General features: G+C 46.9%; 25 protein-coding genes and 1 other annotated feature. Of the genes, 17 read left to right on the top strand and 8 right to left on the bottom strand.

Features of this window, described 5'->3' with window-relative positions; all coding sequences use genetic code 11:
* Positions 1-146: 146 nt before the first annotated feature.
* From spoIIGA to BBR47_RS19105, 14 genes are all read left to right on the top strand, one after another.
* On the top strand, positions 147-1,109 hold the full coding sequence (gene spoIIGA, locus BBR47_RS19170; RefSeq protein WP_015892087.1) for a sigma-E processing peptidase SpoIIGA: 963 nt from the start codon (positions 147-149) through the stop codon (positions 1,107-1,109).
* Positions 1,110-1,111: 2 nt separating this feature from the next.
* Positions 1,112-1,834, top strand: coding sequence for an RNA polymerase sporulation sigma factor SigE (gene sigE, locus BBR47_RS19165; protein ID WP_007717727.1), 723 nt, complete (start codon positions 1,112-1,114; stop codon positions 1,832-1,834).
* A 149-nt stretch (positions 1,835-1,983) separates the two neighbouring features.
* Positions 1,984-2,763, top strand: coding sequence for an RNA polymerase sporulation sigma factor SigG (gene sigG / locus BBR47_RS19160; protein ID WP_015892086.1), 780 nt, complete (start codon positions 1,984-1,986; stop codon positions 2,761-2,763).
* Between the two features lie 160 nt (positions 2,764-2,923).
* Positions 2,924-3,202: a YlmC/YmxH family sporulation protein gene (locus BBR47_RS19155; protein WP_015892085.1), complete on the top strand. Its 279-nt coding sequence runs from the start codon at positions 2,924-2,926 to the stop codon at positions 3,200-3,202.
* Positions 3,203-3,282: 80 nt separating this feature from the next.
* Positions 3,283-4,113 carry a peptidoglycan editing factor PgeF gene (pgeF, locus tag BBR47_RS19150; protein WP_015892084.1) on the top strand — a complete coding sequence of 277 codons (831 nt, stop codon included), beginning with the start codon at positions 3,283-3,285 and terminating at the stop codon, positions 4,111-4,113.
* 20 nt (positions 4,114-4,133) lie between these two features.
* Positions 4,134-4,832 carry a YggS family pyridoxal phosphate-dependent enzyme gene (locus BBR47_RS19145; protein ID WP_015892083.1) on the top strand — a complete coding sequence of 233 codons (699 nt, stop codon included), beginning with the start codon at positions 4,134-4,136 and terminating at the stop codon, positions 4,830-4,832.
* 42 nt (positions 4,833-4,874) lie between these two features.
* The gene (locus tag BBR47_RS19140; protein WP_015892082.1) at positions 4,875-5,303 is read left to right on the top strand and encodes a cell division protein SepF; all 429 of its coding nucleotides are present in this window, start codon (positions 4,875-4,877) and stop codon (positions 5,301-5,303) included.
* 31 nt (positions 5,304-5,334) lie between these two features.
* Complete coding sequence (locus BBR47_RS19135; RefSeq protein ID WP_015892081.1) at positions 5,335-5,601, top strand: YggT family protein; 267 nt, start codon at positions 5,335-5,337, stop codon at positions 5,599-5,601.
* Positions 5,602-5,613: 12 nt separating this feature from the next.
* Positions 5,614-6,387: an RNA-binding protein gene (locus BBR47_RS19130; RefSeq protein WP_015892080.1), complete on the top strand. Its 774-nt coding sequence runs from the start codon at positions 5,614-5,616 to the stop codon at positions 6,385-6,387.
* A 100-nt stretch (positions 6,388-6,487) separates the two neighbouring features.
* Complete coding sequence (locus tag BBR47_RS19125) at positions 6,488-6,979, top strand: DivIVA domain-containing protein (RefSeq protein ID WP_007717747.1); 492 nt, start codon at positions 6,488-6,490, stop codon at positions 6,977-6,979.
* 65 nt (positions 6,980-7,044) lie between these two features.
* Positions 7,045-7,312, top strand: a binding site (T-box leader).
* A gap of 46 nt (positions 7,313-7,358) precedes the next feature.
* Positions 7,359-10,136, top strand: a complete 2,778-nt coding sequence (ileS, locus tag BBR47_RS19120) for an isoleucine--tRNA ligase (protein ID WP_015892079.1) — start codon at positions 7,359-7,361, stop codon at positions 10,134-10,136.
* Positions 10,137-10,318: 182 nt separating this feature from the next.
* Positions 10,319-11,092 carry a TraR/DksA C4-type zinc finger protein gene (locus BBR47_RS19115; RefSeq protein ID WP_015892077.1) on the top strand — a complete coding sequence of 258 codons (774 nt, stop codon included), beginning with the start codon at positions 10,319-10,321 and terminating at the stop codon, positions 11,090-11,092.
* Positions 11,079-12,230 (top strand): mandelate racemase/muconate lactonizing enzyme family protein, encoded by a 1,152-nt coding sequence (locus tag BBR47_RS19110; protein ID WP_015892076.1) that lies wholly within the window; start codon positions 11,079-11,081, stop codon positions 12,228-12,230. Before BBR47_RS19115 ends, BBR47_RS19110 begins: the two co-directional genes overlap by 14 nt.
* Before the next feature lie 15 nt (positions 12,231-12,245).
* Positions 12,246-13,619, top strand: coding sequence for an MFS transporter (locus BBR47_RS19105; protein WP_015892075.1), 1,374 nt, complete (start codon positions 12,246-12,248; stop codon positions 13,617-13,619).
* A 74-nt stretch (positions 13,620-13,693) separates the two neighbouring features.
* On the opposite strand, the gene BBR47_RS19100 is transcribed toward BBR47_RS19105, so the two are convergent.
* Entirely contained in the window at positions 13,694-14,167 is a 474-nt protein-coding gene (locus tag BBR47_RS19100; protein ID WP_015892074.1) for an NUDIX domain-containing protein, read from the bottom strand.
* 14 nt (positions 14,168-14,181) lie between these two features.
* Positions 14,182-15,111, bottom strand: a complete 930-nt coding sequence (locus BBR47_RS19095; RefSeq protein ID WP_015892073.1) for an NAD(P)/FAD-dependent oxidoreductase — start codon at positions 15,109-15,111, stop codon at positions 14,182-14,184.
* 237 nt (positions 15,112-15,348) lie between these two features.
* Here BBR47_RS19095 and BBR47_RS19090 point away from each other — a divergent pair, with 237 nt between their 5' ends.
* The 3 genes from BBR47_RS19090 (at position 15,349) to ppsA (ending at position 20,202) form a co-directional block, all read left to right on the top strand.
* The gene (locus tag BBR47_RS19090; RefSeq protein ID WP_015892072.1) at positions 15,349-16,704 is read left to right on the top strand and encodes an LCP family protein; all 1,356 of its coding nucleotides are present in this window, start codon (positions 15,349-15,351) and stop codon (positions 16,702-16,704) included.
* An 85-nt stretch (positions 16,705-16,789) separates the two neighbouring features.
* A complete protein-coding gene (locus BBR47_RS19085) occupies positions 16,790-17,386 on the top strand; it encodes an Hsp20/alpha crystallin family protein (protein WP_041749522.1) in 597 nt (198 codons plus the stop codon).
* A 209-nt stretch (positions 17,387-17,595) separates the two neighbouring features.
* Positions 17,596-20,202: a phosphoenolpyruvate synthase gene (gene ppsA, locus BBR47_RS19080; RefSeq protein WP_015892070.1), complete on the top strand. Its 2,607-nt coding sequence runs from the start codon at positions 17,596-17,598 to the stop codon at positions 20,200-20,202.
* A gap of 86 nt (positions 20,203-20,288) precedes the next feature.
* Here ppsA and BBR47_RS19075 read toward each other — a convergent pair whose 3' ends face one another.
* From BBR47_RS19075 to BBR47_RS19050, 6 genes are read right to left on the bottom strand one after another with little or no spacing between them, the layout of a single operon-like run.
* Positions 20,289-20,504: a spore germination protein gene (locus BBR47_RS19075; protein ID WP_015892069.1), complete on the bottom strand. Its 216-nt coding sequence runs from the start codon at positions 20,502-20,504 to the stop codon at positions 20,289-20,291.
* Positions 20,505-20,507: 3 nt separating this feature from the next.
* Positions 20,508-20,900, bottom strand: a complete 393-nt coding sequence (locus BBR47_RS19070) for a spore germination protein GerPE (RefSeq protein WP_015892068.1) — start codon at positions 20,898-20,900, stop codon at positions 20,508-20,510.
* Between the two features lie 14 nt (positions 20,901-20,914).
* Positions 20,915-21,100, bottom strand: a complete 186-nt coding sequence (locus BBR47_RS19065) for a hypothetical protein (protein ID WP_015892067.1) — start codon at positions 21,098-21,100, stop codon at positions 20,915-20,917.
* Positions 21,101-21,102: 2 nt separating this feature from the next.
* Entirely contained in the window at positions 21,103-21,717 is a 615-nt protein-coding gene (locus BBR47_RS19060; protein ID WP_041749521.1) for a spore germination protein GerPC, read from the bottom strand.
* Positions 21,718-21,752: 35 nt separating this feature from the next.
* The gene (locus tag BBR47_RS19055; RefSeq protein WP_015892065.1) at positions 21,753-22,007 is read right to left on the bottom strand and encodes a spore germination protein GerPB; all 255 of its coding nucleotides are present in this window, start codon (positions 22,005-22,007) and stop codon (positions 21,753-21,755) included.
* On the bottom strand, positions 22,004-22,255 hold the full coding sequence (locus BBR47_RS19050; protein ID WP_015892064.1) for a spore germination protein: 252 nt from the start codon (positions 22,253-22,255) through the stop codon (positions 22,004-22,006). Before BBR47_RS19050 ends, BBR47_RS19055 begins: the two co-directional genes overlap by 4 nt.
* Positions 22,256-22,277: the final 22 nt, after the last annotated feature.

The raw sequence follows: 22,277 nt of genomic DNA, 5'->3' as shown, positions 1-22,277 counted from the left end.
CCAAAAAAACACCGTCAAGAATTGACAGACTTTACATACACATTGATATATACTGCTTTTACTGATAGAAGTCGTCCTACTATTTACCATTTTTGCTAGGACACATGCTTGCTGCCAAATCGGTCAAAAGATGAGGGGGAAAGCAAGTGGTTGTGTATCTTGATATCATTCTACTCCTGAATGTGGCTATTGATACCTTGTTACTCTGGTTTACTGCTTATTTTCGCAAAGAGCGCATGGTGTGGTGGAGAATGATACTCGCCTCTCTGTTTGGCTCCGCGTATCTGGTCTTTTTCTTTTTTCCTGTGTTTTCTTCCATGTACCAATGGTGGGTCAAACTGCTCTTTTCTGTCATCATGCTGTGGATTGCTTTTGGGAACAGGAGGTTGTTGTCCTTTGCGCAAAACTTGATCATTTTTTACTTCGTCGCATTTGTGTTCGGAGGGGGAGTGTTTGGGCTACAGTATTTTTTGGCACCGCAGAGTGAAATTGTCAATGGACTGGTTGTCACGCATAATGATGGGTTTGGCGTCGGATTCAAGCCTACTTTGGGGATCGTCCTGATCGGTTTTATCCTGATCTTTTTCATCGGGAAAAGGAGCTACCGTGCAATCCAGGAGCCACGAAGAATCGAAACCTTTCTTGTCGATGTCGTCGTCACGCTAGCAGGGGAAAAAGTCATTTGCCGTGGACTTGTGGACACAGGAAACCAGCTCCACGAGCCGATTACACGCATACCCGTCATGATTATAGAAAATCGCATGTTCGCACATTTGCTTCCGCCGTCGCTTCTCCGACAAGCCGATGAAAACGGTGGAGTGTGGGAGAAGCTGGACGGATCTTGGGATCATTTGCCGCTGGAATGGCAGTCTCGGGTACGCCTGATCCCGTATCGCAGCGTGTCAAGAGGAATGGATTTTTTGCTCGCAATCAAGCCAGACCGTGTCATGGTCGTGCAAGACGGGATTCGTTTTGAAACAGAACGGGTGCTAATCGGGCTTAACCCGATCCCATTGGCTGCTGACGGCAAGTATCAGGCTATCGTGCACCCAGCGCTGATGGAAACTTATACAGAGGAATCAACCTTTATTCTCAAACAGGAGGGCTAATCATGTATGTAAAACTTCGCCTACAACTCCAATTGACCTGGTACCGAATCTTGCTCTGGCTTGGTGTACGCGCCGAAGAAGTCTATTATATTGGCGGGAGTGAAGCATTGCCTCCACCATTGACCAGAGAAGAAGAGGAGCTGCTGCTCGGACGACTGCCGTCTGGTGATCCGGCTGTCCGCGGTATGTTGATTGAACGCAATCTTCGTCTGGTCGTTTACATCGCCCGCAAGTTTGAGAATACGGGAATTAACATTGAGGACTTGGTTAGCATAGGCACCATCGGCTTGATCAAGGCAGTGAATACCTTTGATCCAGACAAGAACATCAAGCTGGCAACGTATGCTTCTCGTTGTATCGAAAACGAAATCCTCATGTATCTTCGCCGAAATAATAAAATTCGTTCAGAGGTATCTTTTGATGAACCGCTTAACATTGACTGGGATGGCAATGAGCTGCTGCTCTCAGATGTTCTGGGTACGGAGAATGACACGATTTATAAAAACATCGAGGACCAAGTAGATCGAAAGCTTCTGAAAAAAGCACTGGATAAACTGTCTGACCGCGAGAGAATTATCATGGAGCTGCGCTTCGGTTTGGCGGGAGAAGAGGAAAAGACACAAAAGGATGTAGCCGATTTATTGGGAATCTCACAGTCGTATATTTCGCGTTTGGAAAAGCGAATTATAAAACGGTTGCGAAAAGAATTCAACAAGATGGTCTAACGCATATTTTCCCAGCTTGGGGGGATACTGTTCCTAAACCGAAACAGATGGTGGTTTTTGCCACCTTCTTGGTCGGCTACGCGTCAGTTACGCGGCCTTTCAAGACAACCGGGTTAGGGACTTTTTTCTTGCTTCGAGGAGGGAAAGACGTGACGCGCAATAAGGTAGAGATATGCGGGGTAGATACCTCCAAGCTTCCGGTGTTGACAAACAAAGAGATGCGGGATTTGTTTGAGCGCCTGCAAAGTGGGGAGCTGGCGGCCCGCGAGAAGCTGGTCAACGGCAACTTGCGATTGGTACTTAGCGTAATCCAACGGTTCAACAATCGCGGAGAGTTCGTGGATGACTTGTTTCAAGTGGGCTGCATCGGGTTGATGAAAGCGATCGACAACTTTGATCTCGGGCAAAATGTGAAGTTTTCCACGTATGCCGTACCGATGATCATCGGAGAAATTCGCCGCTATTTACGGGATAACAATCCGATTCGTGTTTCCCGCTCTTTGCGAGACATCGCGTACAAGGCCTTGCAGGTGCGTGACAATTTGACCAACAAACATTCGCGAGAGCCTACCATTATCGAGATTTCTCAGGAATTGAACGTAGCCAAAGAAGATGTCGTGTTTGCACTCGATGCGATCCAAGATCCGGTTTCATTGTTTGAACCGATTTATCAGGATGGTGGCGATCCGATTTACGTCATGGATCAGATTAGTGACGAGAAGAACAAAGATGTCACGTGGGTAGAGGAAATTGCACTTCGTGAGGGAATGCAGCGGCTAGGTGACCGAGAAAAAATGATATTATCCATGCGCTTTTACGAAGGAAAAACGCAGATGGAAGTAGCAGAGGAAATCGGTATCTCACAGGCACAGGTCTCCCGATTAGAAAAAGCCGCAATTGCCCATATGCAAAAGCACGTTCAATCGTAATGAGAAACGACATAGGTGACCCGGCGGTCTTGTACCGTTCGGGTTTTTTGTACGAGCGGAAACGTTAGATTTCAATCGCCTTACTTTTTGGCAAAGAAGCGGACATATTCCTATTTGGACTCATATACTGAAAGTAACGGAGAAAAGAAGGTGAGGAAGAATGGTAAAAATCTCTGACTTCCAGACCAAAGAAGTGGTAAATATTCTCGATGGGAAACGGCTTGGGCAAATTTCAGATTTGGAGATCGATCTGCGGCACGGGCGCGTAGAGGCTATCGTCGTACCGGGACCAGGAAAATTTCTCGGGTTCTTTTCTGCCGGGAACGATTATGTCATTCCTTGGCGCAATATTGTGAAGATCGGGAAAGATGTGGTTCTTGTTCGGATGGAAGAAGCACTTAAAGTTGAAGTAAAAACTTCTGGCGGAGATGAATACTAACGTGAAAGGGAGAAAGGCACGGATAGCCTTTCTTTTCTTTTCGGCTATGGTATGATTAGCCATATGAGGAAGGTGACAACATGAGAGAACCATTTGTCAGGGTGGAGGATAAGTCAATCTTATCGTTAACAGAGTGGGAGCAACAATTTCCTGGATTAGTGGCGGGGTTTACCATTCGCTCAGGCGGGGAAAGTGAACAACCGTACGGGTCTTTTAATATGGGGCTGCATGTGGGTGATGAATCTGCGAACGTAGTAGCCAATAGACGCAAGCTGGCAGAACAAGTCGGGATGTCATTTTCGGCGTGGACATGCGCCGATCAAGTGCACGGGAATCAGGTATGCCAGGTTACAGCAGGCGGGGCGGGAAAAGAAAGTCTGGAGGACGTCATTTCTTCAACAGATGGTTTGTTTACCCTTGAAAAAGGAGTCATGCTGACCTCGTTTTATGCAGATTGTGTGCCTCTCTATTTTCTACACCCTCAATCAGGTGCAATCGGACTTGCCCACGCAGGCTGGAAGGGAACAGTAGGCCGTATTGCCGAGGAAATGGTGAAGGCAATGACGAAGCACTATCAGGCCAAGCCAGCGGACATTTTCGTCGCAATTGGCCCATCCATTGGCGGCTGTTGCTATGAAGTCGATGAGCGAATCATGACGCAGGTTCGCACTTGTGCAGGCGATTGGGAAAAAGCAGTGATCTCTTCCACTGGGGATCGATATATGCTGGACCTCCGTCAGTTGAACACAGCGATATTGCTCGAAGTTGGAATTTCTTCCGGGAATATTTTCTCCACGAATTGGTGTACAAGCTGCAGAACAGACTTGTTTTTCTCTCATCGCAAGGAAGCTGGGATACAAGGAACTACCGGACGGATGGCTTCCTATATCGGCTGGAAGGAAAACCTGTAGAAGAAAGGGAAGGGTTCGTTATGACTAAGGAACAAGAATTGTTAAAAGAACGACTGCAATCCATCGAGGCAAGAATTCAGGCTGCTTGCGATCGGGCGAACCGCAAGCGTGAGGAAGTAAAAATTATTGCCGTAACCAAGTATGTCGACGCAGATGCTATTGGCGACTTGCTCGCTGTAGGAGTTGAGAATATCGGGGAAAATCGCGTGCAGGATGCCCTGCCCAAGCATGAACTACACGGCAATAAAGGAATCTGGCATTTTATCGGGCACCTCCAGACGAACAAGGCAAAAGAAGTCGTAGGGAAATTCCCGTACATCCATTCTCTGGATCGACTTTCTTTGGCACAAGAGTTGAATCGACGCGGTGAAGCGCTGGATCATGTCGTAAAATGCTTTTTACAGATCAATATATCCGGTGAAGAGACAAAATTTGGGCTTAGTCCCAATGACGTATTGGCTTTTTTGCGCGAAACCAGTAATATGAAACATATAAGTATCGTTGGATTGATGACAATGGCGCCTGTTGTCGAAAACCAAGAGGAAGCCAGACAGGTGTTCCGTGGTCTCTATGAGTGGAAGCAACGGATTAACGAAATGGCATTCCCGCACGCACAGGTGGAAGAACTGTCCATGGGCATGTCTAGTGATTTTGAAGTGGCCATTGAAGAGGGAGCTACATATATTCGTTTAGGATCGGTATTGGTCAAGCCGGAGTAAAGGAAAGCAGACCAAACCACGGAGTAAGAGAGGAGGAAGAGTATGGGTGTTATGAATAAATTGATGGGGTTTCTGGGGTTAGAAAACGAGGAATACATCGAAGAGACAACAACGGTGGAAGAGGAAAGAGAAGAGCAAGAGTCCTCGCACAAACGCCAGCCAGCGATCAGTCGAACTAACAACGTAGTACCGTTTCAAGCACGGGAAAAGGAGGGAATCCGTTTGATTCTCTGTGAACCCCGTCATTACAGCGACGCACAGGATATCGCTGACAACCTACGTCATCGTAGACCTGTTGTGGTCAATCTTCATCGCGTGGAAAAAGACCAAGCCAAGAGAATTATCGACTTTTTGAGCGGGACGGTATATGCATTAAACGGTGATATCCAAAAGGTCGGAGACACGATCTTCGTGTGCACACCTGACCATGTAGATATTCAGGGTACGATCTCCAGTGTGCTGGAAGAGTAGCCATTTAAGACGAATGTAAAAGGGTGAGCTAATGACTGCTGTCATTTCGATTTTAAATTTTGCCTTTACGGTATATCAATACATGATTATTGCTTACATTTTAATGTCATGGGTTCCTCAAATGAGAGGTACAGGGATCGGTCAGTTACTGGAAAAACTGGTTGAGCCTTATTTGGCGCCATTTCGCCGGTTTATCCCACCGCTCGGCTTCATCGATATCTCCCCGATTGTCGCATTGATTGCCCTGCGTCTTGCCCAATCTGGCCTGTACGCCATTTTGGAACAAATCATGTTCTAGGCGAGTGAAACGATGAGCATATTTGACCATTTTTCAAAAGAAGAACGTCCCTTTGTTGAACGGGCGCTGGAAATGCTGACGCAAGTAGAGCGGAAGCAGGCCATGCGCCTTACTGATTTTGTAGACCCGAGGCAGTTGCTGATTTTTCAGAGTCTATCCTCACAAGTAACAGATGTGAAGGTTTCTCCATATGGAGGATACGAAGGTGCCGAGCGAGTTCGTATTATCATCCATCCGGAGTACCTCCCGGTCGAACCTGATGATTATCGCCTTACCTTATTGGCAATCAAGGCAGATCAGCGCTTTCATGTGCTGGAGCATCGAGATGTGATGGGGGCGATGCTGGGTGTCGGGATGAAGCGGGAGAAATTCGGAGATATGCTGACAGATTCAGCGGGCAGCTATGCGATTGTAGCAGAGGAAGTTGCTGATTTTGTCTGTGCGCAGGTGACACAAATTCACCGGACATCTGTTCAGTTTGAACGGGTAGCATGGGAGGCGTTCACACCGCCTGCACCCAAGTTTGTAGAAAAAACAATCACCGTGCCATCAGGTCGAATTGACGCGATCATCGGAGAAGTACACAATATGTCTCGCGCAAAAGCCCTGGTGCCAATTCGAGCGGGAAAAGTAAAAATCAACTGGAAAGTAATCGAAGACCCGTCTTATCAACTCCAGATGGGGGATATGGTATCTCTTGCAGGCTATGGTCGGTTCAAAATTCTTGAGGTAGCAGGTCCAACGCGTAGCGGACGAATTCGAATGATTGTCGGACTGGTTACATAAGATGGACCAAGGCGCAAAAAATTGTAAAATACGGCAGGAAACACTGCTAATCCTGTCGAAATGATTAGAGACGAATTATCGGGAAAAGTGGGGGGTTCATGTGCCATTAACGCCGTTGGATATACACAATAAGGAATTCAGCACAGGCTTTCGTGGGTATAACATTGACGAAGTGAACGAATTTCTCGATCAGGTGATCAAAGATTTTGAGCTCTTGATAAAAGAGAAAAAAGAACAGGAAGAGCGCGTAGCCATTCTAAATGAGCGCGTAGATTACTATAAGAGTTTGGAAGAAAATTTGAGCAAGTCGATTCTGGTGGCGCAGGAGACAGCAGAGGATGTGAAGTCCAATGCCCGCAAGGAAGCGCAGCTCATCCTAAAAGAAGCGGAGAAAAATGCAGACCGAATCGTCAATGAAGCATTGGCGAAGTCGCGCAAAATCGCAATCGAAATCGAAGAATTAAAAAAACGTGCTTCTGTTTACCGTATGCGCTTTCGGACGCTTTTGGAAGCGCAACTGGAAATGCTGGAGAATGGCGACTGGGACAGCATCGAACAGCCACAGGTTGATTCTCCTGTAACAGTTGAATAAATCATTGACGTTCGAGCAATGATGGTATTATAATGAAAGACAACTTTTTTGAAATAAATCACAAATCATTGACGATGAACGGGAAGAGTACGTGAGCCAGCACTGCCTAGAGAGTCGGGAAAAGGTGAAAACCCGGCCAGTTGCTTTCGCAGAAAATCACCCGGGAGTTCAATATCCGAAAACCGGTGAACCTTGATGGTTGAACAGGTGAGTAAGTGAGCGCGTCATTCCCGTTACGAATGAGTGAAGTGGAACGAATCCGATGCAGGCTTTTTTGTCGTACGGGTTTGTTCAATCAGGGTGGTACCACGGGAGCTTTCTCTCGTCCCTTTTAGGGGATGAGTGAAGGCTTTTATTTATTTAAGGAGTGAATCAGGCCATGGATTACAGCAAAACTTTAGCGCTACCAAAAACCGAGTTCCCTATGCGTGGAAATTTGCCAAGCCGCGAGCCACAGATGCAAGCGGTATGGGAAGAGCAAAATATTTACCAACAAGTGTTGGATCGTACAAAAGACCGCCCGTCTTTTGTCTTGCATGATGGCCCTCCATATGCGAATGGAGACATTCATATTGGTCACGCACTGAACAAAATCCTTAAGGACTTCATCGTTCGCTATAAATCCATGGCAGGCTTTTATGCGCCGTACATCCCAGGCTGGGATACACATGGTTTGCCGATTGAGCAAGCGATTATCAATGCACAAGGGCTGGATCGTCGTAGCATCGAAGTGAACGATTTCCGCCAGCGCTGTGAAGAATATGCTTGGTCCTATATCGATAAGCAACGCGACCAATTCAAGCGTCTGGGCGTTCGCGGAGATTGGGAAAACCCTTATGTAACACTCCTGCCTGAGTATGAAGCCAACCAAATTCGCGTATTCGGTGAAATGGCGAAGAAGGGTTATATTTACAAAGGTCTGCGCTGCGTATACTGGTCTCCGTCTTCTGAGACGGCTCTGGCTGACGCAGAAATCGAATACAAAGACAAGCGTTCTCCTTCTATTTACGTCAGCTTCCAAGTAGCAGATGGAAAAGGCAAGCTGGACATAGAGACAGGTGTTGTGATCTGGACAACGACTCCGTGGACATTGCCAGCAAACCTCGCAATCAGCTTGCACCCTGAACTCGAGTACAACGTCGTGAAGGTAGATGGCCGCAAATTCCTGGTAGCCAACGGTCTGATTGAAGCTGCGAGCAAAGAAATTGGCTGGGAAGGCGTAGAGATTCTTGCAACCTTTAAAGGTCAAGAGCTGGAAGGTGTAGAAACGCAGCATCCGTTCTATGATCGCAAGTCTCCACTCATCCTGGGCGAGCACGTAACCCTGGATGCAGGTACTGGTTGCGTTCATACTGCTCCAGGACACGGGGAAGATGACTTTAACGTTGGTCAAAAATACAATTTGGGTGTCCTTTGCCCGGTAGATCACGAAGGTAAAATGACCAATGAAGCACCAGGCTTTGAAGGTCTATTCTATGAAGATGCCAACAAAGTGATTACCGAAAAGCTGAAAGAAAACGGAGCACTCTTGAAGCTCAGTTTCTTCACGCACTCTTACCCACATGACTGGCGTACGAAAAAACCGGTTATTTATCGCGCGACAGAGCAATGGTTCGCATCGATCGACGGATTCCGTACGCAAATGCTCGAAGCGATTAAAAATGTAAAATGGATTCCGCATTGGGGAGAAACTCGTCTGGCTAACATGATTGCGGATCGTGGCGACTGGTGCATTTCCCGTCAGCGTGTCTGGGGTGTACCGATTCCAATCTTCTATTGCAAAGCATGTAACGAACCGATCATTAACGACACGACGATCAACCATGTTGCTGATCTGTTCCGCAAAGAAGGATCGAAAGTATGGTTCTCCCGTGAAGCAAATGAGCTCGTTCCAGAAGGGCTTTCTTGCACCAAATGCGATTGCAACGATTTCCGCAAAGAAACGGATATTATGGACGTTTGGTTCGACTCCGGTTCCAGCCACCAGGCTGTTTTGCGCGAAAGAGGCATTGCTTGGCCAGCTGACATGTATCTGGAAGGCTCTGACCAGTATCGTGGCTGGTTTAACTCTTCTCTCTCGACAGGGGTTGCCGTGTATGGCACAGCTCCTTACAAATCCGTCCTGAGCCATGGCTTTGCATTGGATGGAGAAGGACGCAAAATGTCCAAATCTCTTGGTAACGTCATCGTGCCTCAACAAGTTATTGACAAGATGGGCGCAGATATCTTGCGTCTGTGGGTAGCTTCTGTTGATTATCAAGCTGATGTGCGCATTTCCGATGCGATTCTGAACCAGATCGCTGAGGTGTACCGCAAAATCCGCAATACGTTCCGCTTCCTGTTGGGTAACCTGGATGGATTTAATCCAGCAACAGACCGCGTAGCGTACGAAGAGCTGGGAGAGCTGGATCGTTATGTTCTGGCGAAAGCGGCAAAAGTCGCGAAGCGTACACGCAAAGCATACGATGAATATCAGTTCCATACCGTTTTCCATGCGGTTCACAACTTCTGCGTGATTGATTTGTCCGCATTCTATCTGGATATTTGCAAGGATCGCCTGTATGTAGAAGCACCAGACAGTCTGAAACGACGTGCTGCACAGACAGTGATGTACGATTGCTTGCTCAGTCTGGTGAAGCTGGTTGCTCCACTCTTGCCGCATACAGCAGATGAGGTGTGGGCGTTCATTCCAGGCGTGGAAGAGAAGAGTGTGCAGTTGACAGATATGCCAGAAGGCGACGAACAACATCTCAGCTTTGCAGCAGAAGCAGAGAGCAAATGGGATGCGTTCCTGGCGATCCGTGACGAGGTTCTCAAAGCCATGGAAGAAGCGCGCCGCAACAAGGTGTTCGGTAACTCCGTTGATGCGAAGCTGGCTCTGTACCCACAAACGGAAGAAGTTGCGAAAACATTGGCAGCAATGGACGATCTAGCTGACCTGTTTATCGTGGCTCACGTGGATGTACACAGTGGGTCTGCTCCGGCAGAAGCGGTACAACTCGAAGGAATTGCTGCTGTGGTCTCTGCCGCAGACGGTGGAAAATGCGAGCGTTGCCGCGTAGTAAAACCTGATGTTGGCACTCGCGAGTCGCACGCGTCGCTCTGCGTACGTTGTGCTGATGTCGTCGAACAACATTACGCACATGTAACAGAATAAAATCGGTTGATCAACCTGTCATTCCCTTTGGGGGTGGCAGGTTTTTTGCGGTGAAAAACATCTCGATGTTTTTCATAAAGGTAGATATGGCGCATGCGGACCAACAAAAAGGCATGGCCGTTTTGTTGGTCATATTTCCTTCGGGACCAAGACATACTACCTGTTGAGGAAACCAAACAAAGGTGGTGTACAGCGTGGACCAAAAGATGGTGGCCAGCTTCCGGGAAAAGCTGCTGGAACAGAAAAAAGAACTGGAAGACCGCGTACAGGACCATTATGGCATGAGAGAACCGATGACAACCTCTTTGCAGGAGTTCTCCATGTACGATAATCATCCGGCAGATATCGGCAGCGAGATGTTTGAACGGGAAAAAGATTTGGCTCTAGACAGTCTCGATCGTGAGACGTTAAAAGAGATTGATCAAGCGCTACAGCGTATGGAGGAAGGCACCTACGGCCTGTGTACCGTCTGTGGAGAGCAAATACCTGTGGAGCGACTGGAAGCATTGCCACAGTCACAAACGTGCAAGGAGCACGCACCAGCGCCAATAGTCAATGAGTCGCGTCCGATTGAAGAGGAGTTTTTGCAGCCACCATTCGGACGTACGTCTTTAGATGAAAAAGAAGGACAAAACGGATTCGACGGTGAGGATGCTTGGCAAATTGTCGAGTCATGGGGGACATCCAGTACGCCTTTTTCGTACCAGGGACCCGACAAAACGGATTACGACGAAATGTATATCGAGAGCAATGAGCCGGATGGTTTTGTAGAAGCCGTAGAGGAGATCGGTTATACCGATATTGAGGGCTATCACGGACCGGACAGTGTGCATTTTATGAGAAGCGGGACATATGAGGAGTACATGAGAAAAGGAGAAGGGAAAGGAAACTTCCTCTCCTATGACGATTATGAGGGAGAGCAAGCAGAGCGAGAGGGCATGGATGACTATTCGTGATCAGGTAGCGAGCGCAGACCTGCAAATTGAGCGCGTGGAGACGTATCCGCTTCTTCATCGTCTATCGCAAGCTTACGGTGATGCGAATGGGTATAAGCGTTATCGAACGAGCTATCTCATTCGGATTATCACACGGGCTGGAATAGATGGCTGGGGAGAAATTATCGATTGGCTACCGACGATCCACAAGGGCTTTAGTGAGCGCATTATTCCGTACTTGCTGGGGAAGCAGGTGGATGACAGAGTAGCCATTGTCGATGTCATAGGAAAGTGGCATCAGCGATCGGCTTCAGGTGTCAGTATGGCCTTTACGGAAATTTTGGCGAAAGCGGCCGGGTTATCTGTGTGCCAACTGTGGGGAGGGCAGATTCATTCTGGTATCCCGGTATATGCCTCCCTCCAATCCTACCGTGAAACAGAAGACTGGATGCAACAGTCATGGAAGCAAGTCAGCCAGCAAGTAGACGATGGCTTCAAGATGGTGAAAGTAAAAATTGGCGGGCGCTCTGTTCAAGAGGATCAGACGCACATTGAAAAACTGATGAATATGCTTCCCGAAAAAGTTCAAGTAGCAATAGATGCCAATCAGAGCTACGACTGTGCGACTGCAAGGAAGTGGGCAGGGCTTTTTTCCCGTTATGGCAATTGGCTTTGGCTGGAGGAGCCGATGCCTATGGATCGTACAAACGAATATGTCAAGCTTCGCTCGTCTTTATCCATTCCGCTTGCTGGCGGAGAAAACTTGATCCGTTGCACACAGTTTTTGCCCTTGTTTAAGGAGGGGGCCATCGATATTGCACAGCCTGACCTGATGCATACAGGGGGCATTGACGATTATCGAACACATTTGCAAATGGCCCGTCAGTTTGGTTATCGCGTGTCTCCGCATTCCTTTGATGGCTCGCTGGCACGATTGTATACGTTATTTGCACAAGCTTGCTTGTTAGCATGGACCAAAATGGATAGCCATCCCATTGAGCCTGTCGAATGGGACGTGATGGAGAACCCCTTTACACAATTGTTTCCGCTGCGCCCCATAAATGGCGAAGTGACGCTACCCAGTGGCGTGGGAATAGGCATTGAACCTGACTGGGAGATTATTAACGCGTTGCGCTGGGACGGTAGCGCTTATGCGTAAGACAAGGAGTTTCGTATGGCACAAAATGCGAAAAACCTAATTGGGCTAGTCGGGGTTCCATTAGTTATGGTGCTGGGCAACTCGATGCTGATCCCTGTACTGCCTACAATGAAAACGGAAATGAAGCTCACTTCCTTACAGTCGAGCTTGTTGATCACCGCTTTTTCGATTGCAGCAGGTATTGTTATCCCTTTTGCCGGCTATTTGTCGGATCGATTTGGGAGAAAAATTGTCATTATCCTCTCCCTTGCCCTGTATGGTTTGGGTGGTTTGGTCGCAGGGCTTGCCGCGTTGTGGATCGATCAACCTTATATGGCCATCATGGGAGGGCGTGTCCTGCAGGGGATTGGTGCCGCCGGAACAGCCCCCATCGCGATGGCATTGGTAGGGGATTTGTTCGATGGCGCATCGGAGAGTAGGGCATTGGGGCTCTTGGAGACATCCAATGGGATGGGAAAAGTATTAAGTCCGATTATTGGCTCCTTGCTAGCTCTCATTTCTTGGTACATGGTCTTTTTAGCTTTTCCGATGATTTGTGGGGTCGTCCTCCTGATGTTTTTATTTTTGACCAAGGAAAAGAAACAGGAGAAGAAGCCGCTCCCCGTCAAGCAGTACATGCATTCGATCGCGCAAGTGTTCAAGCAGCATGGAAAATGGCTTGTCCCCGCGTTTTTTATAGGGAGCATCTGCTTGTTCACGTTGTTTGGTGTACTGTTTTACCTCTCTGATTTATTGGAGGAAAAATACAAGATTGATGGTGTCATCAAAGGCTTCTTTTTGGCGATTCCCTTACTCGTAATGAGTATAGCGGCATACGTGACAGGAATCATCATTAAAAAGAAGCTGAAGCTGATGCGTCTGTTTGTGATAATCGGCATGTTTTTGTTGGCTACGTCTTACGTTCTGGCCAGCTTTGTCCAAGGGGCTTATATCCTGATTGGCATTTTGGTCATTGGCAGCGTAGGGACAGGGATGATTTTACCGTGCTTGAACTCCATGATCGTTGGGGCCGTACAAAAAACAGAGCGGGGCATGATTACTTCTTTGTATAGCGGTGTCCGTTTTATCGGTGTTGCGATTGGTCCACCTATTTTTACCTGGTTGCTCGGAATTTCCCGAACGGTCATGTTTCTATCAATCGCAGGTTTATCGCTCGTTTTCGCAGTAGTTGCGATCTTTTTCTTGAAACCCAAGCAGGTCGAGCAGCAAGGACAGGGGACAAAAGACAGCGAGACGAAAGCGTGGCGGCAACTATCAGAGGTATTGGGAATTGAACCGGAAACGGTACATGAGGAACAACGTGAGAGAGCCATCGAAAGGTATGGTTTTGATCCAAATGAGCTCGTCAAGCGTGTGTTGTCGGGAAAGAAGGAAAAGGAAAAACAATAAACAGGCTGTCTCTGCCGGTCAGTCTCACCGAATACAATGTCGGAGAGCGGTAGGGACAAGCCTGTTTATGATGGCTAGGACTCAGCGAATGGATGACGCAAAGCTCGTTCGAGTGCGAGCGGATACACATCATCTTGCAAAATTCGACTAAACTCCTGATTGCCTTTTACATCCCGCGGGATATCCGGAAACACAATGGTGGCAAGCACATCGGAGCCACTTGGCTGGTTTGTATAATGCGCTACCTTGGCGATATAAATGTCTTTTCGCATCGAGTCGTCGATGGTGTACTGTCCGATGCGCTCAATCCCTTCCAGAATAGCGCCAGTTTCTTCATAGACCTCACGCACTGCTGCTGCCAGGCTGCTTTCACCCGGTTCTACTTTTCCCCCTGGTAGCTCCACACCGCGTTTACGATGGCGCGTAAATAACAGCTTACCTTGATAAAAAGCAAAGATCAGCACGTGACCGGCTTGGTGGTTACGATATTCTTCTGGGGAAAAGGTTAGCTTGACAGGTAAGCCGAAATCGTCGTTAAAAGCGTACATGCAATGCTCTCCTTCTACAGGCTCATTGATTTGGTGTTTTGGATTTGCAAGGAAAGATGTTTGACCGCCTTCATCGCTTGACCAACTGCTAGAGACAAACTCGCATAAGCGGCACCATTGCTCACGTCTCCGACTGCGTATATCCATGGAGAGTTGACTCGGTGATACGAATCGGTTTGCAAATACTCATCGCCAAACGTGTCCAAGCCGTTGAGACCAGTTGTGTTTCCATGAACGCCAATTCGTGGCAAAATCCAATCGACTACGATCGTCTCCGGATTACCTTCTCGCGTAGAGGTGAGTGACAAAACAGTCCGTGCCTCTTCGTCCTGATAGTCGCTAACTTGTGTTTCCCACAGGACTTGGATGTTGGGGAGGCCTGTGATTTTCTTTTGCCACTCCGGCCGAGCACGCCACTTCTTGCTCCGAACCAACAGATAGACCTGTCGGGCATGCAAACTCAAATTCGCAGCACTCTCTAATGCGCGATCTCCTCCGCCAATTACGGCGATATCTTGCCCGGCGATGGTGTGCGCTTGGGCAGTTGTAGAAAACCAAGGCGACAGGACGCTCGGACAACCAGCTAGGGCAGGGATTTCATTCCAACCAACGCCTGTAGCAATGAGTAAATAGTCGACACGATAAACGGATTTCGAAGTGGTCACCTGTTTCGTTTCCTGATCAATGGAAAGAATGGTCTCGTTGAATCGTATGTTTTGCTGCTGAATGAAAGGATGTTCGATCAGTACCTTTACAAGGGCAGCTCCCTGGTCATATACAAGGGGCGGAAAGTCGGTAATCTCGTTGTAAATGTGATGCAGTTGGCCGCCGAGTCTATCCGTTTTTTCGATAAGAAGACAAGAAAGACCTAATCGTTGGCACCATATTGCTGCGGACAACCCTGCGATGCCGCCACCTGCGATCAGCACCTGTATGTGTTCCACTCTCAAGTCCCTCCGATTCCCTTATTCATCTATCCGATTTTCCTCAGTTTTAGACTACCTGTTTCGATTCGCAAGTGCAAGAACTCAGAGGGAAAACCGCTCGAGTTGAATCGGCAGGATTCTACATTTTAACGGAAGATTGTGGTAAAATGAGACGGAAGTTTTCCAGAATATATTGAAAAATAAAAAGCCAAAAGCACTATGGACCCCGTGATACGAAAAAGGAGTGAACCGAACGTGCAAGCCAAGAATGACAAGCCTCAAGCTCCTGCAAAACAGCCGGGTAAACGGATGAAGCGTGGCCAGCGAAGCAAGCGGATGTATCTGCTCTTGGCGGGTTGCTTATTCCTCTGTTTGTTGGCCGTAGGAGCAGGCCTCACCCTCAACAAGTTAGACAAGACCCTGGACGTCGTAACGGTAGACCCTTACAAGCTGCCGGATCAACCCGCTGTAGAGAAGCCGTACGAGCAAAAGAAATCAATTGCTTTTGTCATCGTCGGGGTGGATACGCGCAAAAACATCGGCATGTTGAACACAGATGTCCTTATCGTTGCAGTCGCCAATCCGGTTACGCAAAAGCTGAGCATGGTTTCGTTGCCACGTGATACCCGTGTTCAAATCCCAGGCTATCCAGGCTATCACAAGGTCAATGAAGTATTTGCATTAGGGGAAAATATCAGGAAAGATGCGGAAATCAAAGGGAAGCCTGTCACAGAAAATGGCATGACGATGCTCAAAAAAACGTTGAATCACATGCTGGGGATCTCGGTTGAGCATTATGTACAGCTTGATTTCGAAGGCTTCACAGCGGTCATTGACAAGCTAGGTGGCATTACGGTTGACGTAGATCGCGATCTCGTATACGAATTGCCGAAGCAAGGTGTATACCGCAATTTGAAAAAAGGGAAACAAGTATTGAACGGCGAGCAGGCACTCGGCTTCGTCCGTCATCGCATCGACAGACGTGGAGACGCTTACAACTCCAGCGACTTCGATCGCAACCGCAGACAGCAGCAGGTTATTCGTGCCGTGGCAGAAAAGAGCATGTCGATGGATGGATTATCGAGTTTGACAGTTGTACTGGATACCGTTGGTCAGCATATCAAAACCGATCTCTCGAAAGACCAAATAAAAGGATTGGCACTCGATTTTGCCAGCTTTTCGTCAAGCAATATGGTTACTTTGAATAATGGGGCGATCTGGAGTTCTCCTTATTCCTTGTGGCCGAGGGAGAACATGCAAGCGGTCCGAACTGCCCTGCAAACAGAAGTGGGTGTAACCGGACCGGGCGAACAGCTCAGTGATGCAGCTGTAGCAGAAGTAGCAAAGGTCGAAATGAAAGCGGAGAAGAGAACACCAGCTCCAAATTCTAAGTCTACAATAGGGACAAAAGAACAGCCAAAAACACAAAAACCAGCGACAACACCAAAAACTAATCCAGAACCGAAACAGGAGCCTGTAACACAACCGACTGTTCCAGATGGCAATGGCGAACTCAATCCTGCGCCGACGGATAGTAATATGCCACCCCCAGATATTTTGGCCCCGCCTGCACCGGCAACAGATAGTGCTGACATTGGGCAAACTGGATGATCTTGAGCACACCCCCCAGGCAAAAGCACATATTCTATCATACATAGACTGTCTTGCCTCTGCTGGGAAGGGGAGTGTGTACGTGATGAAAAATCTGCAAGAGACCATGAAGCAGTTGCAAAAAGCATCCGAAAGTTTGTCCAAGCTCGGTTTTAACCCAGATCACCCGTGGAAAGCATTGAGCCAGATGGGACAGGTGCTGGATACAAACTTTTGGGAGAATATCGCGACGCTTAATAAACAAGCTGCACAAAAAACGGCCGCCGACGCCGCGCCAACTGTACCACCCGTGAAAAAGAGAAAAAAAAAGACGAAGGAAAAACCGATGCGATTCGTGCAGGCTGACGATTCGCATTTTTCCCCAGTCTCGGATATCTTCCAATCAGAGCAAATGGTCATTGTTTCCTGTGAACTGCCGGGCTTCGATCGCGATAGTCTGGAGATTACTCTCTCCGAGCAACGGTGGTTGGAGGTCAAGGGGATCATCAAGGGGAATGAGCATCAGGGGCTTCGTACACAAGGGGAAAGAAGCTACGGCCCCTTTTATCGAAAGCTGGCTCTTCCGGTTTCCGTCAGTTCAAAAGGGATGAGGGCCCAATATCAGGACGGATTGTTAGAAATCTATTTGATGCGTGGTAGGGCTGCGAACGAAGGAAAAACAACATTTAAGGCGAGCTTGTAACAGCAGGTGTAGTCGAAACATCAAAAAAGAACCTGGATTTTTCCGCCAGGTTCTTTTTATTGCACATAAACAGACGCGATGATATAATCAGTTCACGACTGTTATTGTATATGAGATCATAGTTATTGCATCTTATATCATCATCGTATCATGCTGCTGAACTCTTGTCAAATGCTTTTTCTCATTTGAATGGTTAGGGGAGATATTGAATGAGTTCTTTGGTTCTCGGTTTTCAGGAAATGAAAAAGACGCAGCTTTTGCTCGTTGGCGGAAAAGGGTTACATTTAGGGGAATTATCAAAAATTCAAGGAATACAAGTACCAGAGGGATTTTGCGTGACAACAGTGGGATATCAAAAGATGGTCGAATCAAACGACATGTATCATGCATTGTTGGATCAACTAACCACGTTAAAAGTACAAGACCGAGAACAAGTTGGAGAAATCAGCAGGAAGATTCGAGAGAGTATTATGGAAGCAGAGATTCCTTCCGATGTTGTGAAAGCCGTTACTCACTATCTCTCCCAATTTGGAGAGGAGCATGCTTATGCAGTGCGTTCTAGTGCGACAGCTGAAGATTTACCACATGCCTCTTTTGCCGGTCAACAAGACACTTATTTAAATATCATTGGCAAAGAAGCAATCTTGCGGCACATCAGCAAATGCTGGGCTTCTCTCTTTACGGATCGCGCAGTCATCTACCGTATGCAAAATGGATTTGACCACAGTCACGTTTATTTATCGGTTATCGTTCAAAAGATGGTTTTTCCACAGGCTTCGGGGATTTTATTTACCGCTGATCCCATTACATCCAACCGGAAGTTGCTATCCATCGATGCCAGTTTTGGACTTGGAGAGGCACTGGTCTCTGGCCTGGTATCTGCTGATTGTTATAAAGTGCAGGAAGCAGAAATCGTTGATAAGCGGATAGCAACCAAAAAATTGGCTATCTATGGACGAAAAGAAGGCGGAACAGAGACACAGCAGATCGATCCTGATCAGCAAAAGACGCAAACACTAGCCGATGAACAAATTTTACAACTGGCACGCATTGGAAGACAGATCGAAGCTTATTTTGGGTCCCCGCAAGATATCGAATGGTGTTTGGGTGATGACACCTTTTATATTGTCCAGAGTCGGCCGATCACGACTTTATACCCGATCCCTGAAGCGAATGATCAAGAAAATCACGTCTATGTATCTGTTGGCCATCAACAAATGATGACCGACCCTATGAAACCATTAGGACTGTCTCTTTTCCTGTTAACGACTTCTGCACCCATGAGTAAAGCGGGGGGAAGGTTGTTTGTTGATGTTACAAAAATGTTGGCTTCACCTGACAGCAGACAAACCATACTAGATACCCTGGGACAATCCGATCCGCTTATCAAAGACGCACTCTTGACCGTCATAGAGCGAGGCGATTTTATACAATCGTTCAAAATAGAACAGAATCCCGATAAAAGCAATAAAGGCATGTCGTTTTGGGGTTTTCAAGAACAATTCGAAAACGATCCGACCATTGTTTCTGATTTGATTAAGCGCAGTCAAAAATCGATTGAAGAGGTAAAGTATAACATCCAAACGAAATCAGGGTCGGATTTATTTGATTTTATTCGAGAAGACATCCAGCAATTAAAGAAGATTATATTTGATCCACAAAACATTGGTGTGATTACGGCTGCTATGAATGCTTCAAAATGGATCAATGAAAACATGAACATGTGGTTGGGGGAAAAAAACGTAGCAGACACGCTTACTCAATCTGTGGCAAACAATATTACTTCGGAAATGGGTCTGGCGCTCATGGATGTTGCGGATATCGTTCGTCCTTATCCAGAAGTCATTGATTTTTTACAGCATGTAAAAGATGATAACTTTTTAAATGAAATGGTTCAGTTTGAAGGTGGACAGGAGACGCAAGACGCAATCTATGCGTATCTTACGAGATACGGGATGCGATGTTCCGGAGAAATCGATATAACGAAAACCCGTTGGAGTGAAAAACCAATCATGCTTGTCCCCATGATTCTAGGTAACATCAAAAACTTTGAACCGAATGCTGGCAAGCGGAAATTCGAGCAAGGACAACAGGAAGCTTTGGAAAAAGAACAAGAGCTATTAGCGCGACTCATGCAATTACCGGATGGTGAACAAAAAGCAAAAAAAACCAAACAAATGATCGACCTCATCCGGAATTTCATCGGCTATCGAGAATATCCAAAGTACAGCATGATGAATCGCTACTTCGTTTATAAGCAGGCTTTACTGAAAGAAGCTGAACAACTCGTACAAACAAAGGTCATTCATGAAAAAGACGATATATACTATCTCACTTTTGAAGAACTTCATGAGGTCGTACGCACAGACAAATTGGATGATCAGATCATCAACAAACGAAAAGACGAGTACAAGTTTTTTGAAAAACTGACTCCCCCACGTGTAATCACGTCTGATGGTGAAATTATTGTTGGTCAGTACAAGCGAGAAAATCTGCCAGCTAATGCGCTTGTAGGTATACCTGTTTCAACCGGAGTCATAGAGGGGCGAGCACGCGTCATCTTAAATATGGAAGATGCTGATTTAGAAGATGGCGATATATTAGTCACCGCCTTTACTGATCCTGGCTGGACTCCTTTGTTTGTATCGATAAAAGGTCTAGTCACCGAAGTCGGTGGACTAATGACACATGGAGCAGTTATCGCGCGTGAATATGGCTTACCAGCCGTTGTCGGCGTGGAAAAGGCTACAACACTGATAAAAGACGGACAACGAATTCGCGTGCATGGAACAGAAGGGTATATTGAAATATTGTAGTCAGGGGGCCTCGTGCCTCCTTTTTTGTTTCGTTTTTTAGCCAAAATAAAAACAGTGTCAATGAAAAAACATTAACACTGCAAGGATTAGATGTTCCCAAACAATGGCTGATCGACGAGATTGGAGTCCACAGTATTGGTTGCGTTGACGCCATTGAGCGTATTTACGACGTTACCTGTGTTGCCGCCTCCTGAACCGGAGAATGTCTTGGCGGCTGTTTTTGGCGATATGTTGAGGGTATCTCCGAAGTTAACGGTACCTGAATTGTTATTGATATTGACAGCTCCAATGACAGAAGGCAAAGGCTATCTCCTCCCCCCAGAATGTGGTTCTTCACGGAACAGGTGGCGAATGTTTACCACACGTGTTTCTAATGAAATAGACTCGTTTGAACCGATGTGGACAACAGAGGCAGCAGCTAAGAAAGGGACCCGCACATTTCGAACAAAAATGTAAGGACAGTCATGGAACGTATCGATGCAAATCGGTTCAGTCGGGCTGGGTGCGACTAAAGGAATGGAGAAGGCAGAGTAATCCTCGAACATAAATTCGTTTTCGTAAAAGATGGCCTTTTCACGCTGGACCGCCAAAATATTGGAAACAGCATCAAGGCACTGGGAATCACCTACTTGCAGAACCGATGAGGCATCTACTGAGAGGACATCTACCTTGTGGATATGACTGGTTCTTCGGCACATGGTGACCAACGTCCTTACGGAGCAGGAATTGCCGTATCAACGGGAATAGTGGCACCTACAATCATTTTTTCAGGCGGCGTTTCATAAATCGATCGGAGGTTCACCGTCTGGGTGTCTCCGATAAATAAAGAGGCGGCAGAGGAGAGAGCTTCAATGGTGACTCGCTTCACGCAAATGGCTTCGTTAATCACCTGATACATGATCAAGGTTCGTTCACCTCACGCGGCAAATTTTTTACAAACGTTTCGCATGTTTTATCAATATCGCGTTTCACTTTTTGAACGATCGTTTGCACGAAAATGTCGTGCTGCTCCGGTTCCAGCTCATCAGTAGGAAGATCGTTTAGGTAATGCTTGATGCGTTGATCAATCTGCTTTTTAATATCATCTAAAATAAACGCTCGATAATTTTGGTCAAGTGGGTAATTGCACTCCGTTTCAATTTTTTCTAAAACGAGGTAGGCATCGCCCTCCAAATATTGATAAATCTCATTTTGTACACGGTCAAAAAGAGGAGCGCTGGTTTGGGGAGGATCAGGGATGTCCATTGACTGATTGATGGAGAAATCACCGATCCCAGAATCATTTCCTTTTGGATTTAATCCGATATTGAGAGTCCCTTCGAGACGTTCAACCTTGAGCAAGTCGAATTTGTATTCATTTTTAATGACGGAAGGGATCTGCCTTTCCTTGAGGTCATTGACATCTTGTTGCAGTTGTTCAAGCATCTGTCTCATATGTTCGATCTTTTTGTTTTGCGATTGTATATAGTCATGTAACTGTTGAATATATTGCATCATTTCGTGTTCCATGTACATGACGACCATCCTTCTTCAGCCAGCATAAAGCGTATTTAGCGACGCCGTAGGGACATACGCGGGGTAATGCGTGAAGGCTCTACCAACGGGACAAGTGGAACGAACTCCTCCGAAACAGCTTGTGGAAGAGGTCCTGCTGGTGGTGCTGGTTCTGTAAATCCCCCTGTATTGTAAAGCTTGGATAATGGCTTAATAATACCTGCACTTCCGATCTGGCACACAGAGGAGTTGGTAATGCCATCGATCTTAAGTGAGTTGATTACGATATGCTGCGTGACAAAAAAGTTCATGCGAAATCTCGTCCCTTTGCCCGGTAATCATTCGTTTCTTCTACAAAAAGAGGAATGTCATTATCCGATTGATCATTGACGTAGACGACGCTACGTGGAATTTTGAAGGACAAATTCGTACCGGAATTAAATGATCCTCCACCCGCGAAGGTTTTTGTGTAGCTGGTAGGTGCGATTTTACGGACGTCTCCGACATTGAAAACGCCGCTCACGTTGTTTACATTGATGACTCCAACGAATGCTGGCATGTTCGGCACATCCTTTTGGGAG

Origin of the sequence: Brevibacillus brevis NBRC 100599, from assembly GCF_000010165.1 — a bacterium.
GTDB classification, from domain to species: Bacteria; Bacillota; Bacilli; order Brevibacillales; family Brevibacillaceae; genus Brevibacillus; species Brevibacillus brevis_D.
Note: the sequence above shows the minus strand (reverse complement) of the source record. Positions and strands in the feature narration are given on the sequence as shown.

Coding starts and splice junctions, on each gene's coding strand:
- BBR47_RS19110 (WP_015892076.1), top strand. CDS start 11,079: ATGACTATTCGTGATCAGGTAGCGAGCGCAGACCTGCAAATTGAGCGC.
- BBR47_RS19155 (WP_015892085.1), top strand. CDS start 2,924: ATGGTAAAAATCTCTGACTTCCAGACCAAAGAAGTGGTAAATATTCTC.
- BBR47_RS19105 (WP_015892075.1), top strand. CDS start 12,246: ATGGCACAAAATGCGAAAAACCTAATTGGGCTAGTCGGGGTTCCATTA.
- BBR47_RS19140 (WP_015892082.1), top strand. CDS start 4,875: ATGGGTGTTATGAATAAATTGATGGGGTTTCTGGGGTTAGAAAACGAG.
- BBR47_RS19060 (WP_041749521.1), bottom strand. CDS start 21,717: ATGTACATGGAACACGAAATGATGCAATATATTCAACAGTTACATGAC.
- BBR47_RS19070 (WP_015892068.1), bottom strand. CDS start 20,900: ATGTGCCGAAGAACCAGTCATATCCACAAGGTAGATGTCCTCTCAGTA.
- BBR47_RS19050 (WP_015892064.1), bottom strand. CDS start 22,255: ATGCCAGCATTCGTTGGAGTCATCAATGTAAACAACGTGAGCGGCGTT.
- BBR47_RS19135 (WP_015892081.1), top strand. CDS start 5,335: ATGACTGCTGTCATTTCGATTTTAAATTTTGCCTTTACGGTATATCAA.
- sigE (WP_007717727.1), top strand. CDS start 1,112: ATGTATGTAAAACTTCGCCTACAACTCCAATTGACCTGGTACCGAATC.
- BBR47_RS19130 (WP_015892080.1), top strand. CDS start 5,614: ATGAGCATATTTGACCATTTTTCAAAAGAAGAACGTCCCTTTGTTGAA.
- BBR47_RS19055 (WP_015892065.1), bottom strand. CDS start 22,007: ATGAACTTTTTTGTCACGCAGCATATCGTAATCAACTCACTTAAGATC.
- BBR47_RS19085 (WP_041749522.1), top strand. CDS start 16,790: ATGAAAAATCTGCAAGAGACCATGAAGCAGTTGCAAAAAGCATCCGAA.
- BBR47_RS19065 (WP_015892067.1), bottom strand. CDS start 21,100: ATGTATCAGGTGATTAACGAAGCCATTTGCGTGAAGCGAGTCACCATT.
- pgeF (WP_015892084.1), top strand. CDS start 3,283: ATGAGAGAACCATTTGTCAGGGTGGAGGATAAGTCAATCTTATCGTTA.
- ppsA (WP_015892070.1), top strand. CDS start 17,596: ATGAGTTCTTTGGTTCTCGGTTTTCAGGAAATGAAAAAGACGCAGCTT.
- ileS (WP_015892079.1), top strand. CDS start 7,359: ATGGATTACAGCAAAACTTTAGCGCTACCAAAAACCGAGTTCCCTATG.
- BBR47_RS19100 (WP_015892074.1), bottom strand. CDS start 14,167: ATGTACGCTTTTAACGACGATTTCGGCTTACCTGTCAAGCTAACCTTT.
- BBR47_RS19145 (WP_015892083.1), top strand. CDS start 4,134: ATGACTAAGGAACAAGAATTGTTAAAAGAACGACTGCAATCCATCGAG.